Source organism: Streptomyces sp. NPDC006012, from assembly GCF_042871185.1.
Taxonomy (GTDB): Bacteria; Actinomycetota; Actinomycetes; order Streptomycetales; family Streptomycetaceae; genus Streptomyces.
Genome location: NZ_JBIAIE010000004.1, coordinates 226864 through 241995, shown reverse-complemented (window position 1 = coordinate 241995; position 15132 = coordinate 226864). Strand labels below are relative to the sequence as shown.

Below are 15132 nucleotides of genomic sequence, written 5' to 3'. Positions count from 1 at the left end.
GCGACCTCCACCGGTCTGCCACCCTGGAAGGTGTCCGGACGGCTCGGACACAGGAACAGGGTTTTCGCAGGCCGGAGGGGCGAATACAGATGTGCGGACGGTACTCGGCCAGTCGTGGGCCCGGGGATCTCGCAGGAGTCTTCGGAGTCGAGAGGTTCGAGCCCGAGGAGACCATCGCGGCCGACTACAACGTGGCTCCCACCAAAGAGGTGTACGCCGTGCTCGACCGTCCGTTGAAGGACGCCGGCGATCCGCGTCCCGTCCGCCAGTTGCGCCGGCTCAGGTGGGGTCTGGTGCCGTCCTGGTCCAAGTCGCCCGAGGGCGCGGCCCGGATGATCAACGCGCGCGCGGAGACCGTGCACGAGAAGCCGTCGTACCGCCGTGCCTTCGCCACCCGGCGCTGCATCCTGCCCGCCGACGGCTACTACGAGTGGGTGACCGGCCAGCAGGAGCGGGACCTGGAGGTCGAAGGGAAGAAGAAGCGCCCGCGCAAGCAGCCGTACTTCGTGCTGCCCGCGGACGGATCGGTCTTCGCGATGGCCGGCCTGTACGAGTTCTGGCGGGACCGGACCCTGCCCGACGACCATCCGCGGGCCTGGTGGGCGACCTGCTCGGTGATCACCACGGAGGCGGAGACCACCCCGCTGGCCGTGGCCCCGGCCGACGGGCCGCACAGCCTCGCCGAGATCCACCCCCGGATGCCGCTGATGCTCACCCCGGACCGCTGGGACGACTGGCTCGACCCGTCCCGCACGGACGTCGGGGACCTGTGTTCCCTCCTGGAGCCGCCGCCGCACGGCCTGATGCGCGCCTATCCGGTCTCCACGGCCGTCAGCAGCGTCCGCAACAACGGCCCGGAGCTGCTGACGGAGCTGGCGGGCCCGGAAGAGGGCACACTCTTCTGATGTGACGACAGAGATCACCGGGAGCACAGAGACCATCGCCACCGACGCGGGGGACGCCCGCGTCACCTGGCACCGGACCCCGCGGGCCCGGCTGGTGCTGGCCCTGGGCCACGGGGCCGGCGGCGGCATCGAGGCCCGGGACCTGCGGGCGCTCGCGGCGGCGCTGCCCGACCGGGGCGTCTGCGTGGCCCTCGTCGAGCAGCCCTGGCGGGTGGCGGGCCGCAAGGTCGCCCCGGCGCCGAAGACCCTCGACACCGGCTGGCGCGGGATCTGGCCCGCGCTCACCGCACCGGGACTGCCGGTGATCTCCGGCGGGCGCAGCGCCGGGGCCCGGGTCGCCTGCCGCACGGCCGGCGAACTGGGCGCCCACGCGGTCCTCGCGCTGAGCTTCCCGCTGCACCCGCCGGGCCGGCCCGAGAAGTCCCGGGCCGCGGAACTGCTGGGGGCGGGGGTGCCCACGCTGGTGGTCCAGGGCGGCAACGATCCGTTCGGCAGGCCGGCCGAGTTCCCCGAGGGCGCGTACCGGCTCGTCGAGGTGCCCCACGCCGACCACGGCTTCACCGTGCCCAAGCGCGCCGGAACCGGTCAGGAACGGGCCCTGGAGATCGTCACCGAGGCGGTCGCCGAGTGGACCGCGTCACTCGGGTGACGCGCGGGAATGCCGGGCGTGGGCGCGCTGTTGTGGCGGTCAGAGTGCTGAGGTTTGCCGGCACCGACACCGTGGGAGAGGAAGTCCGCCGCATGGGTTCGACCATCTGCCCGAGCCACAGCAGCCGCACTGACCTGGACTGGACGGTGCTGCACGCGGCCAAGACGGCACCGATTCGAGGGGCGGCAGGCACGGGTCGTGTTCTATCCTCCGATTCGAGTGGGTCCGGTCACGGCCCCACCCGGGATCTTGAGGAGGTGGGTGCGGTCACTGGGACCGACGCAGGGACCGGCAACGGCCAGGCGGAGCTGCCCGAGGGCCAGGGCATCGGCGCGGAGTCCAGCGCGCAGCGCAACGCGCGCTTCGAGCGGGACGCGCTGGAATTCCTCGACCAGATGTACTCGGCCGCGCTGCGCATGACGCGCAACCCGGCCGACGCCGAGGACCTGGTGCAGGAGACGTACGCCAAGGCATACGCGTCCTTCCACCAGTTCCGTGAGGGCACCAACCTCAAGGCGTGGCTGTACCGGATTCTCACGAACACGTTCATCAACTCGTACCGCAAGAAGCAGCGCGAGCCGCAGCGCAGCGCGGCCGAGGAGATCGAGGACTGGCAGCTGGCGCGCGCCGAGTCGCACATGTCGACCGGTCTGCGCTCCGCCGAGTCGCAGGCGCTGGACCACCTGCCCGACTCCGACGTCAAGGAAGCGCTGCAGGCGATCCCCGAGGAATTCCGCATCGCCGTCTACCTCGCTGACGTAGAGGGCTTTGCCTACAAGGAGATCGCGGACATCATGGGGACACCCATCGGCACGGTGATGTCCCGGCTGCACCGGGGCCGCCGGCAACTGCGCGGCATGCTGGAGGACTACGCCCGCGATCGCGGACTGGTCCCGGCGGGTGCCGCAGAGTCGAACGACGCGAAAGGCTCGGGCTCATGAGCTGCGGAGAGCCGCACGACACGGACTGCAGTGAGGTACTCGACCACCTCTACGAGATCCTCGACAGCGAGATGCCTGCAGCCGACCTCGACAAGTTCCAGCAGCACTTCGAGGAGTGCTCGCCGTGCCTGGAGAAGTACGGCCTGGAGCAGGCGGTGAAGAAGCTGGTCAAGCGGTGCTGCGGCCATGATGACGTACCGATCGACCTGCGCGCCAAGGTGATGGGGCGGATCGACCTGATCCGCTCCGGCCAGGTCGTGCCGGAGCACGAGGTCACGGCGACCCCGCAGGAGTCCTGACCCCGCTCGGCCCGGGCCCGCGCTGACCGGGCCCGCCGTTCGCGCGCGAGCCGGGACGCTGCCTCGGCCGGCTCGGCCGGTTCCCTTCCTGACTTCGGGGTCATCACCCGAACGTGCTAATCCGTCCGGTATGGGCCCACGGGCCCCCCGGGCCGCGTCCTAGGCTCCGGAGCCAGGACGGGCTGGTCGGGCGGGAGGGCGTCATGGAGGCGGTTCCGGCGCGCGCACGCGTGTACGTCGCCTGTGTCGCCGCCCTCGCCGTGATCGGGATGCTGCGCCTGCCCCACGTCCGCTCGCCCTGGTGGGTGATCACCCTGCTCGCGGTGCTGTACGCGGTCTGCGAGCGGATCGTCCGGCGCCGGTTCGGCGGCACCTTCCACCCCGTCCTGCTCGCCGGTGCCTTCCTGCTGCCCGCGCCCGCCGCCGCGTTCGTACCGGTGCCCGGCGCGCTGCTCTCGCCCGCCGACCGGCCCCGCGCGCTGCGCCGGATCTGGCGTGCCGCCCACTCCTCGCTGGCCGTGTGGGCGACGGCCCGCGTGCACTGGTGGCTCGGCGGCGGGGACGCCGTCGTGCACTCCGACTTCCCGTACGCGCTCGTGCCCGTCGCCGCCGCCGTACCGGTCTTCTGCCTCGTCCTCGGCGTGCTCGACGGCGGCCTGCGCGCCCTGGGCGTCGGCGTGCCGCCCGCCCCGTGGGGACAGCTCGGCACGGGCCTTGCACGCCGCGCCTGGCGCGCGCTGCTGCCCCGCTCGCTCGCGCCGATCGCCGTGCACGGGCTGGCCGGGCTGATGATGGCCGTGCTGTGGCGCGGCCCGCACGGGCCCGTCGCCGCGCTGCTCGTGCTGCTGCCGATGGGCGTGTCCTGGTGGGTCTTCGCGCAGTACCACCGGGAGCGGGCGGCCCATCAGGCGACCATCCGTGCGCTCGTGCAGGCCGTCGACATCAAGGACGGCTACACGCGCGGCCACAGCGAGCGGGTCGGGCAGGCGTCCGTGCTGATCGCCCGGGAACTGGGCCTGGACGACGACCGCGTCGAGATGCTGCGGTTCGCCGGGATCCTGCATGACGTGGGCAAGCTGGGCGTACCGACGCGACTGCTGCGCAAGGACGGGCCGCTGACCCCCGAGGAGCGGCGCGTGATCGAACTGCATCCCGAGTACGGCCACGAGATGGTCCGCGGGATCTGCTTCCTCGGCGAGGCCCGGGCGGCGATCCTGCACCACCACGAACGGCTCGACGGCAGCGGCTACCCGTACGGCCTCGCGGGCGGCCAGATCCCCGAGTGCGCGCGAGTGGTGGCCGTCGCCGACGCCTTCGACGCGATGACCTCCACCCGCACCTACAGCCGGGCGCGGCCCGTCCAGACGGCCCTGCTGGAGCTGGAGCGCTGTGCCGGCGCCCAGTTCGACCCGCGGATGGTCGCCGCGCTGGCGCGGGCCCTGGGGCGGCACGGCTGGCATCCCGCGGTCACCGCCGACGAGCCGCGCTGCCCGGTGCCACCGGCCGAACCCGTCGCGGACCCCCGCGGAGCCCACCGGTGACCCCGCTCCGGCTGGTCCACGCCGCCGCCGCACTGCTCGCCGCGCTCGCCTTCGCCGTCACCCTCGCCTCCGGCGTCGACCAGCGGGGGACCGCCCTCGCCTTCGGCGTGCTCATAGCCGTCGGCGAGCTGACCGTCCCCCGGGGTCCGGGACCCGCCCGGGCGGCGGGCATCCCCGTCCACGTCACCGGGGCCGACGCCGTCACCGGGGCCGACGCCCGGGAGACCGCCTCGCTCGGCGCGGCCGGCGCGCTGTCGTACGCGCTGCTCGGCGAGGGGGCCGGGCACCCGGCCGCGTCCCAGGCGTTCGGCCTGGCGCAGAGCGCGGGCACCCCCGTCCGTGCCGCGCAGGTCGTCACCGTCGTCCTCGCCGCCTCGCTGCTCGGCAGCGTCCCGCACATCTGGTGCGGCCGGACCGCCACCCTCGATCTGCTGGCCCGCCGCGTCCTCACCACCGGCTTCGCCGCCGTCTGCTGCCAACCCCTGCACGGCGACGGGGCGTTCGGGGCCTGGGGCGGCTTCACCCACGCCGTGCTGCTGCTCGTCCTCCTCGTGCTCACCGCGTTGTGCGACGCCGTGCTGGCCGCCGCGCTGGCCCACTCCCGCACCCGGTGGCCGTTCGGCCCGCTGCTGCGGGACGAACTGCGCGGGCTGGCCGGGATCGGGTCCGCGGTGTGCGCGACGGGCGCGGTGATGGCGCTCGCGGTGGCCGCCGTCGGCCTGTGGGCGCTGCCCGTGTTCTGCCTGCCGCTCCTGCTCACCCAGCTCTCGCTGCGCCGGTACGCCGCCGTGCGGGCCACCTACCGGCAGACCATCGCCTCCCTGGCCCGGGCCACCGAGACCGCCGGGTACACCCCGGCCGGACATGCCCACCGGGTCGCCGCGCTCAGCCGGGCCGTCGGCCGGGACCTCGGGCTGACCTCGCCGGAGCTGACCGTGCTGGAGTACGCGGCGCTCATGCACGACATCGGGCAGTTGAGCCTGGTCGACCCGGTGCCGGCCGGGGCCACCGCCGGGCTGCCCGCCGCACAGCAACGGCGGATAGCGCTGCTCGGCGGCGCCGTCGTACGGCAGACCGGGGTGGACGCCGAGGTCGCCGTGGTCGTGGAGCGGCAGGCCGACCCGTACCGGGAGCAGCCGGTGGCCGCGCGGATCATACGGGCCGTGAACGCGTACGAGGAGAAGGCGCGGGAGGCCGGTCCCGGCGCCCCGCTCGATGCGCTGGAGGAACTGCGGCTGGGCACCGCCGGGGACTACGCGCCGGACGTGGTGGAATCGCTCGCGCGGGTGCTGGGCGACGGGGCCGCGGGACGGGAGCGGCTAGGACCGGGCGGGGGCGGACGCCGGACGGGGCTGTCTGACCCGGCCCGCCGCTGGGTAACCCATGGGTAATGAGCGGCCCTCCCGCCGTACATGGTTGGATGCGAGGGAGAGGGTGTCCGGGGGCACAAGCCAGCCCACTGAGCGGATCTGGAACTGGCAGGCGGGAATCGTGAGGATCTTCGGCAAGGGACGGCACCGGCCCTCCGCCTCCTGGCGGCAGGCCACCGACCGGGCGTTCACACTCATCGGTGACGGCCGGTACGAGGACGCGGGCGAGCTGCTGACGCGCGCCGCCGACCTGGAACCCTGGCTGTCCGAGTCCTGGTTCAACCTCGCCCTGCTGCACAAGTTCCGGCACGACTGGGAGCAGGCCCGTGCGGCCGGACTGCGCGCCGTGGCCCTGCTCGACCGGGAGACCGGTGCGCCCGACTGGTGGAACGTCGGCATCGCCGCCACCGCCCTTCAGGACTGGCCGCTGGCCCACCGCGCCTGGCAGGCGTACGGGCTGCTGGTGCCCGGGGGCTCCGCCCGGTCGAAGGCCGCGGGCGGCGCCTCGGGCGAACCGCTCGGCATGGAGCTGGGCAGCGCGGTCGTACGGCTGTCCCCGGAGGGGGAGGCCGAGGTGGTGTGGGGCAAGCGGCTCGACCCGGCCCGGATGGAGGTGCTGTCCATCCCGCTTCCCTCGTCGGGGCGCCGCTGGGGCGAGGTCGTCCTGCACGACGGGGTGCCGCACGGCGAGCGCACCACGGCCGCCGGGCACGCCTATCCGGTCTTCGACGAGATCGAACTGTGGGCGCCCTCGCCGGTGCCCACCTGGGTGGTCCTGCTGGAGGCCGCCACCGAGGCCGACCGGGACGCGCTGGAGCAGCTGGCCGCCGACGCCGGCTTCGCCGCCGAGGACTGGTCGTCGTCGGTGCGGCTGCTGTGCCGGATGTGCTCCGAGTCGCGGATGCCGTCCGACGAGGGGGACGGGGAGCACCTCGACCCGCACGATCACAGCGAGCCGGGACATCCGGGGCCGCTCGGGCACCGGACGGACGGCCAGCTGTGGGTACCGGAGCGGGAGTGCGGGGTGGCCGCACCGGCTTCACTGGTCCGGGGACTGCTGGACGGGTGGGTGGCGGACAGCCCGGACTCCCGGGACTGGCGGGATCTCGAAGAGGTCTGCTAGCGGTTTGTGGTGGTTTCCAGCGGCTCCTGGCGGTTCCCGGCGGTTCGCCGGACGGGCTGGGGGAGGAGTCGCACACCGATGCGGTCCCGCGCCGACCGAGGGGCGCTTGCACGTACCCTGTATCAGCAGCATTTCCCCCGTTCTTTGAGGAAGGCATACGTCGGTCATGGCGCAGCAGGACACCGATCAGCAGCACGCGGGCGTGCTCCCCGTGGACGACGAGGGCTTCGTCATCGACACCGACGGCACCGAGGAGCGCGAAGTCGCCTGGCGGGAACGCGGCACCTCGCGGCCGATCACGGTCGTCGGCAATCCGGTGTTGCACAAGGAGTGCAGGGACGTCACCGAGTTCGGCGACGAACTCCAGCAGCTGATCGCCGACATGTTCGCCAGCCAGCGCACGGCCGAGGGCGTGGGCCTGGCCGCCAACCAGATCGGCGTCGACCTGAAGGTCTTCGTCTACGACTGCGGGGACGACACGGGCGAGCGGCACGTCGGCGTGGTCTGCAACCCGGTCCTCGTCGACCTGCCCGCCGACCGGCGCCACCTGGACGACAGCAACGAGGGCTGCCTGTCCGTGCCGAGCGCGTACGCGCCGCTGGCCCGCCCCGACTATGCCGAGGTGACCGGGCAGGACGAGCGGGGCAACCCGATCAAGGTGCGGGGCACCGGCTACTTCGCCCGCTGTCTGCAGCACGAGACCGACCACCTGTACGGCTACCTGTACATCGACCGGCTCTCCAAGCGTGAACGCAAGGACGCGCTGCGGCAGATGGCCGAGAGTGAGCCGGGCTACCCCGTGGTCGCCAACGACTGAGCCCCGCGGGGCCTCGACCAGCCGACTGTGACGCCCGGCCAGGGAACCCTGGCCGGGCGTCGTGCGTAGCGGTCCGCAGTGGGTCGTACAAGAGGGGAATCTCGGCGGCCAGGGGGAGTGAATGGAGCAAATCCGTTCCCAGACAGGTCAGTTGTGGTGCTGAATGGGATGCGCGGGATACGCAACCGCGCGCGCCCGGCACAACGGGAGGGGCGTGCGTACCGGACGGCTGAGAGGGGTTAGTTCGTGCATGCATTCCCACACGGCACCACATCGACGCCGACGGCGGTGGCAGTGCCACCGTCGCTCGCTCTCCCGGTGATCGAGGAGTTCTTTCCCAGGCAACTGCATCCGTATTGGCCCAGGCTCCAGGAGAAGACCCGCCTCTGGCTGCTCGAAAAGCGGCTCATGTCGGCGGACAAGGTTGCGGAATATGCCGATGGTCTGTGCTACACGGACCTGATGGCGGGGTACTACATGGGTGCCGCCGATGACGTGTTGCAGGCCATTGCCGACTACAGCGCGTGGTTCTTCGTCTGGGACGACCGCCATGACCGTGACATCGTGCACGGCCGGCCGGCCGACTGGCGGCGGCTGAAGTCCCGGTTGCACACGGCCCTCGATTCACCACGGCACCATCTGAACCACCGGGATCCCCTGGTCGCGGGGTTCGCGGACAGCATGCTGCGGCTGTACTCCTTCCTTACGCCGACCTGGAACACGCGGTTCGCCCGCCACTTCCACTCGGTGATCGAGGCGTACGACCGCGAGTTCCGCAACCGCACCGAGGGATATGTCCCGGGCGTCCAGGAATACCTTGCTCTGCGGCGCCTGACCTTCGCCCACTGGATATGGACGGACCTGCTGGAGCCGAGCGCGGGACTCGAACTCCCCGATGCTGTGCGGAAAGACCCGGCATACCGCCGTCCGGCACTGCTGAGTCAGGAATTCGCCGCCTGGTACAACGACCTCTGCTCGCTGCCCAAGGAATTGGCGGGCGCCGAGGTGCACAATCTGGGAATCAGCCTCGTCACCCATGCGGGCATGACGCTGGAAGACGCGGTCGGCGAAATCAGGCGACGTGTCGAGGAATGCATTACGGAATTCGTCGAGGCGGAACGCGCCGCCGTACGGTTCGCCGACGGCCTGGCCGACGGAACGACGCAGGGAAAGGAACTCAGCGTCGCCGTACGGGCCTGCATCTGCAATATGCGCAACTGGTTCAGCTCGGTCTACTGGTTCCACCACGAGTCCGGCCGCTACACGGTCGACCGCTGGGCGGACCGGTCCACGCCCCCGTACGTCGACAACGAAGCGGCAGGTGAGAAATGACCGTCGAGTCAGTGCGGCCCCTGACCCCCGGGTCGCCACCACTGCCCGAACCACCGCTGGCCGGCGGTGGTGTGCCCGTTCTGGGCCACGGCTGGCGACTGGTCCGCGATCCGCTGGCCTTCATGTCCCGACTGCGCGACCACGGCGACGTCGTACGGCTGAAACTCGGCCCGAAGACGGTGTACGCCGTCACCACCCCGGAACTCACCGGAGCGCTGGCCCTCAGCCCCGACTACAAGATCGACGGGCCGCTGTGGGAGTCTCTGGAAGGACTCCTCGGCAAGGAGGGGGTGGCCACCGCCAACGGGCCCACACACCGTCGCCAGCGGCGCACCATCCAGCCCGCCTTCCGGCTCGACGCGGTCCCCGCCTACGGACCGATCATGGAGGAGGAGGCCCATGCGCTGACCGAGCGCTGGCGGCCCGGCGAGACCGTCGACTGCACCTCGGAGTCCTTCCGCATCGCGGTGCGCATCGCCGCCCGCTGCCTGCTGCGCGGCGAGTACATGGACGAGCGGGCCGAGCGGTTGTGCGTGGCACTCGCCACCGTCTTCCGCGGTATGTACCGCCGGATGGTGGTGCCGCTCGGACCGCTGTACAAGCTGCCCCTGCCGGCCAACCGCGAATTCAACCGGGCGCTGGCCGACTTGCACCTCCTGGTCGACGAGATCGTCGCCGAACGCCGCGCGTCGGGGCAAAGGCCGGACGATTTGCTGACGGCTTTGCTGGCGGCCCGGGACGAGAATGGCGACCCCATCGGGGAACAGGAGATCCACGACCAGGTCGTCGCGATACTCACCCCCGGCAGTGAAACGGTGGCCTCCACGATCATGTGGCTGCTCCAGGTGCTCGCCGAACACCCGGAACAGGCCGAGAAGGTGCGCGCCGAGGTGGAATCCGTCACCGGTGGCCGGCCGGTCGGATTCGACGACGTCCGGGCGCTCGGACACACGAACAATGTCGTCGTCGAGGCGATGCGCCTGCGTCCGGCCGTATGGATATTGACCCGGCGCGCGGTGCGGGACACCTCGCTCGGCGGCTATCGCATTCCGGCCGGGGCGGACATCGTCTACAGCCCGTACGCGGTCCAGCGCGATGCCCGTTCGTACGCCGGCAACCTCCGCTTCGACCCCGACCGCTGGCTGCCGGAGCGGGCCAAGGACGTGCCGAAGCACGCGATGAACCCGTTCAGCGTGGGCAACCGCAAGTGCCCGAGCGACCACTTCTCGATGGCCCAGCTGACCCTGATCACCGCGGCGCTGTCGTCGAAGTACCGGTTCAAGCAGGTCAGCGGGTCCGACGACGCGACCCGGGTGGGCATCACGCTCCGCCCGCAGCGTCTGCTGCTGACCCCCGAGGAATGGTGACGGGCCCCGCGCGCCAGGCCCGCCGCCTCCGGTGACGGTGTGCGATGCCTGCTGCTACCGGCGCACGTTCACGCGGCCTCGGGGCCCCGGAACGTGCGCCGGTAGGCGTACGGGGTCGTCGCCAGCGTCCGGACGAACTGGTGGCGCAGCGCGGCGGCCGTGCCGAAGCCGGTACGGGCCGCGATCGAGTCCATCGTCTCGTCCGTGCGCTCCAGCAACTCCTGGGCCAGCAGGACGCGTTGGCGCAGGATCCAGCGGTAGGGGGTGGTGCCGGTCTCCTGCTGGAAGCGGCGGGCGAAGGTGCGCGGCGACATGTGCGCGCGATCGGCGAGCTGCTCGACGGTGGTCTCCTCGTCGAGGTGCTCCTCCATCCAGGCCAGCACCTCGCCGACGGTGTCGCACGGGTGCTTGGGCAGCGGACGCTCGATGTACTGGGCCTGCCCGCCGTCCCGGTGCGGCGGCACCACCATGCGCCGGGCGATCTTGTTGGCGATCTCGGGGCCCTGCTCCTTGCGCACGATGTGCAGGCAGGCGTCGATCCCGGCCGCGGTCCCGGCGGAGGTGATCACCGGGTCGTCGTCGACGTAGAGCACGTCCGGCTGGATGATCGCCCGCGGACAGCGCAGAGCGAGGTTCTGGGCGTGCCGCCAGTGCACGCTGCACCGCCGCCCGTCGAGCAGCCCGGCGGCACCGAGCACGAACACCCCCGAGCAGACGCTGAGCACCCGCGTCCCGCGCTCGGCCGCCGCCGCCAGGGCGTCCAGCAGCTCGGGCGGGAAGGTGCGGTCGGCGAACCCGTTGCCCGCCGGTACGGCGATCAGGTCGGCCTCGGCCAGCCGCTCCAGCCCGTACGGCGTGGAGAGGGTCAGCCCGCCGACATGGGTCTGCAGCGCCGGACCCTGAGCCGAGACCACGGCGAAGTCGTACGTCGGCAGCCCCTCGTCGCTGCGGTCGATGCCGAACACCTCGCAGACGACGCCCAGTTCGAAGGGGTGCGCGCCGTCCAGCAGAACGGCCACCACGTTCTTCAGCATGCTGCCAGTGTGCCTCGTTCCTGGCAGTAATTCGAGGGTGTGCGGCAGTCCTGCCACTGTCGGCAGGGGGTGACGGGGACGACAGTGGTGTCCATGAATACAAACCAGATCGAAGGCCTGACCGGAATGGGCGCCGTGCTCGCGATCCTCGTCCTCCTGGCCCTCCCGTCCCTGCTCGGCATCGTGCGCGAACGGCGCATCGACCGGCAGATCAGGGAGGCCCAGGAGAGGGGCGGGAGCAAGGCGGCTCAGAAGTCCTCGTCCAGGTCGACGGTGCCCTCCACCGCCACCTGGTACGCCGACGGGCGCCGCTCGAAGAAGTTGGTCAGCTCCTGAACCCCTTGCAGCTCCATGAAGGAGAAGGGGTTCTCCGAGCCGTACACCGGGGCGAAGCCGAGGCGGGTCAGCCGCTGGTCGGCGACGCACTCCAGGTACTGCCGCATCGAGTCGGTGTTCATGCCCGGGAGGCCGTCACCGCACAGGTCGCGCGCGAACTGCAGCTCGGCCTCCACGGCCTCCCGCAGCATGTCGGTGACCTGCTGCCGCAAGTCGTCGTCGAAGAGGTCCGGCTCCTCCTCGCGGACGGTGTCGACCACGTCGAAGGCGAAGCTCATGTGCATCGTCTCGTCGCGGAAGACCCAGTTGGTGCCGGTGGCCAGCCCGTGCAGCAGGCCCCGGCTGCGGAACCAGTAGACGTACGCGAAGGCGCCGTAGAAGAACAGCCCCTCGATGCACGCCGCGAAACAGATGAGGTTGAGCAGGAAGCGCCTGCGGTCGGCCCGGGACTCCAGGCGCTCCAGCTTCTCCACCGAGTCCATCCAGGTGAAGCAGAACTGCGCCTTCTCCCGGATGGACGGGATGTTCTCGACGGCCGCGAAGGCCGCGGTCCGGTCCTCCGGGTCGGGCAGATAGGTGTCCAGCAGGGTCAGATAGAACTGGACGTGCACCGCCTCCTCGAACAGCTGGCGTGACAGGTACAGCCGCGCCTCCGGGGAGTTGATGTGCTTGTACAGCGTCAGCACCAGGTTGTTCGCGACGATCGAGTCGCCCGTCGCGAAGAATGCCACGAGCCGGCCGATGAGGTGCTGCTCGTCGGGGGTCAGCCGGGCGAGATCGGCGACGTCCGAGTGGAGGTCGACCTCCTCGACGGTCCAGGTGTTCTTGATGGCGTCCCGGTAGCGCTCGTAGAAGTCCGGGTAGCGCATGGGGCGGAGCGTCAGCTCGAAGCCCGGGTCGAGGAGATGGGTGTTGCGGGTCATGTCCGTCGGCGCGGTGCGCCGTCCTCCAGAGGTGGTGGTCGGGTGCGGGTCGGGGGTCACTGGCAGGCTTCGCAGGACTCGGGGTTCTCCAGCGAGCAGGCGACGGCGTCGGGATCGGAGACCTGCTGCGCGGGGACGGCCGGCCGGGGCTGCGCCTGGGCCGCGCGGGCGATCCGGGTCGCCGGGCGGGAACGCAGGTAGTACGTGGTCTTCAGGCCCTGCTTCCAGGCGTAGGCGTACATCGAGGAGAGCTTGCCGATGGTCGGCGTCTCCATGAACAGGTTCAGGGACTGGGACTGGTCCAGGTACGGCGTGCGGGCCGCGGCCATGTCGATCAGACCGCGCTGCGGGATCTCCCAGGCCGTGCGGTACAGGGCGCGCACCTCCGCGGGGATCCAGCCGAAGTCCTGCACCGAGCCGCTGGCGTCGCGCAGCGCCTCGCGGGTGCGGGCGTCCCACACGCCCAGCTCCTTGAGGTCCCGCACCAGGTACGAGTTGACCTGGAGGAACTCGCCGGACAGGGTCTCGCGCTTGAACAGGTTGGAGACCTGCGGCTCGATGCACTCGTACACGCCCGCGATGGAGGCGATCGTGGCGGTCGGGGCGATGGCGAGGAGCAGCGAGTTGCGCAGGCCCGTGCGGGCGACGCGCTCGCGCAAGGCCGCCCAGCGCTCCGGCCAGGCCGGCGTCACACCGTAGTGGTCGGGGTGCAGCACGCCCCGCGCGGTACGGGTCTTCTCCCAGGCGGGCAGCGGGCTGCTCCGTTCGGCGAGGTCGGCGGAGGCCCCGTAGGCGGCGAGCATGATGCGCTCCGCGATCCGGGTGGACAGTTCGCGCGCCGCCGGGGAGTCGAAGGGCAGCCGCAGCTGGAAGAAGACGTCCTGAAGCCCCATCACGCCGAGGCCCACCGGCCGCCACCTGGCATTGGAACGGCCGGCCTGCTCGGTCGGGTAGAAGTTGATGTCGACGACCCGGTCGAGGAAGGTGACCGCGGTGCGGACCGTCTCGTCCAGCCGCTCCCAGTCGATGTCCCCGCCGCGCACGAACGCGCCCAGGTTGACCGAGCCCAGGTTGCAGACCGCGGTCTCACCGTCGTCGGTGACCTCCAGGATCTCCGTGCAGAGGTTGGAGGAGTGCACGACGTGGCCCGGCTCGGCCGTCTGGTTGGCGGTGCGGTTGGCCGCGTCCTTGAAGGTCATCCAGCCGTTGCCGGTCTGCGCGAGGGTGCGCATCATCCGGCCGTAGAGATCACGGGCCGGGACGGTCTTCTTCGCGAGCCCGGCCGCCTCCGCCCGGCGGTAGGCGGCGTCGAACTCCGCGCCCCACAGGTCGACCAGGTCGGGCACGTCCGACGGGGAGAACAGCGACCACTGCCCGTCGGCCTCGACCCGGCGCATGAACTCGTCCGGGACCCAGTGCGCGAGGTTGAGGTTGTGGGTACGGCGGGCGTCCTCACCGGTGTTGTCGCGCAGCTCCAGGAACTCCTCGATGTCGGAGTGCCAGGTCTCCAGGTAGACCGCCGCCGCGCCCTTGCGCCGGCCGCCCTGGTTCACGGCGGCGACGGAGGCGTCGAGGGTCTTCAGGAACGGGACGATGCCGTTGGAGTGCCCGTTGGTGCCGCGGATCAGCGAACCGCGGGAGCGGACGCGGGAGTAGGCCAGACCGATGCCGCCGGCGTGCTTGGAGAGGCGGGCCACCTGGTGGTAGCGCTCGTAGAGGGAGTCCAGCTCGTCCTTCGGGGAGTCCAGCAGGTAGCAGGACGACATCTGCGGGTGGCGGGTGCCCGAGTTGAAGAGGGTGGGGGAGGAGGGCAGGTAGTCGAGGCGGCTCATCATCCCGTAGAGCGCGGCGACCTCGGCCAGGGCGCGCGGACTGTGGTCCTCGGCCAGGCCGGCGGCGACGCGCAGCATGAAGTGCTGGGGCGTCTCGATGACCTGGCGGGTGTGGGGATGACGGAGCAGGTAGCGGCTGTGCAGGGTACGCAGGCCGAAGTAGCCGAAGCGGTCGTCGGCGGCCGGGTCGATCAGGGCGTCGAGGCGGGCCGCGTGCAGCCGGGCGAACTCCGCCGTGCGGTCGGCGATGAGCCCCTCGCGGTGGCCGACGGCGACCGACTCGGCGAAGGACGTGACGCCCTGTGAGGCCGCCTCGGCCCGGATGGAGAGGGTCAGCAGGCGGGCGGCCAGCCGCGAGTAGGCGGGGTCCTCCGAGATCAGCCCGGCGGCCGCTTCCGTGGCCAGCTCGCGCAACTCCGCGGTGGCCTCGGCGTCGGCCCGCGCGGACCGGCCGCGCAGCGCGGCGGCGGCGACCCGGCCGGGGTCGGCGTCGGGGAGGTCGGTGGTCAGCTCGGTCAGGGTCCGCAGCAGCGCGGCACCGGGACCGTCGCTCTCCTCGGGGACGGCGGTCGCCTGGACGGCTGAAGCCGGATCGGCTGGCGCGATGGTCACGTGTGGCTCTCCCTCGCTCGGCACGGGGCCTTGCGGGAGGGCAGGGGGCAG

The 15132-nt window shown here is 71.6% G+C and carries 14 protein-coding genes; 11 read left to right on the top strand and 3 right to left on the bottom strand.

Features of this window, described 5'->3' with window-relative positions; genetic code table 11:
• The first annotated feature begins 89 nt into the window (after positions 1 to 89).
• The 10 genes from ACFYPJ_RS10545 to ACFYPJ_RS10500 all read left to right on the top strand — a co-directional run bounded on the left by ACFYPJ_RS10545 (position 90) and on the right by ACFYPJ_RS10500 (position 10344).
• Positions 90 to 905 carry an SOS response-associated peptidase gene (locus ACFYPJ_RS10545; protein ID WP_389013531.1) on the top strand — a complete coding sequence of 272 codons (816 nt, stop codon included), beginning with the start codon at positions 90 to 92 and terminating at the stop codon, positions 903 to 905.
• A gap of 1 nt (position 906) precedes the next feature.
• Positions 907 to 1554 (top strand): alpha/beta family hydrolase, encoded by a 648-nt coding sequence (locus ACFYPJ_RS10540; RefSeq protein WP_389013529.1) that lies wholly within the window; start codon positions 907 to 909, stop codon positions 1552 to 1554.
• A 257-nt stretch (positions 1555 to 1811) separates the two neighbouring features.
• Positions 1812 to 2495: an RNA polymerase sigma factor SigR gene (gene sigR / locus ACFYPJ_RS10535; protein WP_389013526.1), complete on the top strand. Its 684-nt coding sequence runs from the start codon at positions 1812 to 1814 to the stop codon at positions 2493 to 2495.
• Positions 2492 to 2794, top strand: coding sequence for a mycothiol system anti-sigma-R factor (rsrA, locus tag ACFYPJ_RS10530; protein ID WP_389013523.1), 303 nt, complete (start codon positions 2492 to 2494; stop codon positions 2792 to 2794). Before sigR ends, rsrA begins: the two co-directional genes overlap by 4 nt.
• 203 nt (positions 2795 to 2997) lie before the next feature.
• Positions 2998 to 4335, top strand: coding sequence for an HD-GYP domain-containing protein (locus ACFYPJ_RS10525; RefSeq protein WP_389013520.1), 1338 nt, complete (start codon positions 2998 to 3000; stop codon positions 4333 to 4335).
• Entirely contained in the window at positions 4332 to 5726 is a 1395-nt protein-coding gene (locus ACFYPJ_RS10520) for an HD-GYP domain-containing protein (protein WP_389013518.1), read from the top strand. Before ACFYPJ_RS10525 ends, ACFYPJ_RS10520 begins: the two co-directional genes overlap by 4 nt.
• Positions 5727 to 5826: 100 nt before the next feature.
• Positions 5827 to 6828, top strand: a complete 1002-nt coding sequence (locus tag ACFYPJ_RS10515; protein ID WP_389014019.1) for a tetratricopeptide repeat protein — start codon at positions 5827 to 5829, stop codon at positions 6826 to 6828.
• A 166-nt stretch (positions 6829 to 6994) separates the two neighbouring features.
• On the top strand, positions 6995 to 7645 hold the full coding sequence (gene def / locus ACFYPJ_RS10510) for a peptide deformylase (protein ID WP_389013515.1): 651 nt from the start codon (positions 6995 to 6997) through the stop codon (positions 7643 to 7645).
• A gap of 246 nt (positions 7646 to 7891) precedes the next feature.
• Positions 7892 to 8977, top strand: coding sequence for an epi-isozizaene synthase (gene cyc1 / locus ACFYPJ_RS10505; RefSeq protein WP_389013511.1), 1086 nt, complete (start codon positions 7892 to 7894; stop codon positions 8975 to 8977).
• A complete protein-coding gene (locus ACFYPJ_RS10500) occupies positions 8974 to 10344 on the top strand; it encodes a cytochrome P450 (protein WP_389013509.1) in 1371 nt (456 codons plus the stop codon). Before cyc1 ends, ACFYPJ_RS10500 begins: the two co-directional genes overlap by 4 nt.
• A 68-nt stretch (positions 10345 to 10412) precedes the next feature.
• Here the strand turns inward: ACFYPJ_RS10500 and ACFYPJ_RS10495 are convergent, their stop codons facing one another.
• On the bottom strand, positions 10413 to 11378 hold the full coding sequence (locus tag ACFYPJ_RS10495) for a helix-turn-helix domain-containing protein (protein ID WP_389013506.1): 966 nt from the start codon (positions 11376 to 11378) through the stop codon (positions 10413 to 10415).
• A gap of 93 nt (positions 11379 to 11471) precedes the next feature.
• Between ACFYPJ_RS10495 and ACFYPJ_RS10490 the strand changes: the two genes are divergently transcribed.
• Entirely contained in the window at positions 11472 to 11714 is a 243-nt protein-coding gene (locus tag ACFYPJ_RS10490; RefSeq protein ID WP_389013503.1) for a hypothetical protein, read from the top strand.
• On the opposite strand, the gene ACFYPJ_RS10485 is transcribed toward ACFYPJ_RS10490, so the two are convergent.
• Together ACFYPJ_RS10485 and ACFYPJ_RS10480 are read right to left on the bottom strand one after the other, a co-directional pair.
• Positions 11627 to 12637 carry a ribonucleotide-diphosphate reductase subunit beta gene (locus tag ACFYPJ_RS10485; protein WP_389013501.1) on the bottom strand — a complete coding sequence of 337 codons (1011 nt, stop codon included), beginning with the start codon at positions 12635 to 12637 and terminating at the stop codon, positions 11627 to 11629. The two genes, ACFYPJ_RS10490 and ACFYPJ_RS10485, sit on opposite strands and share 88 nt — an antisense overlap.
• Before the next feature lie 56 nt (positions 12638 to 12693).
• Positions 12694 to 15081, bottom strand: a complete 2388-nt coding sequence (locus ACFYPJ_RS10480) for a ribonucleoside-diphosphate reductase subunit alpha (protein ID WP_389013498.1) — start codon at positions 15079 to 15081, stop codon at positions 12694 to 12696.
• Positions 15082 to 15132 lie beyond the last annotated feature (51 nt).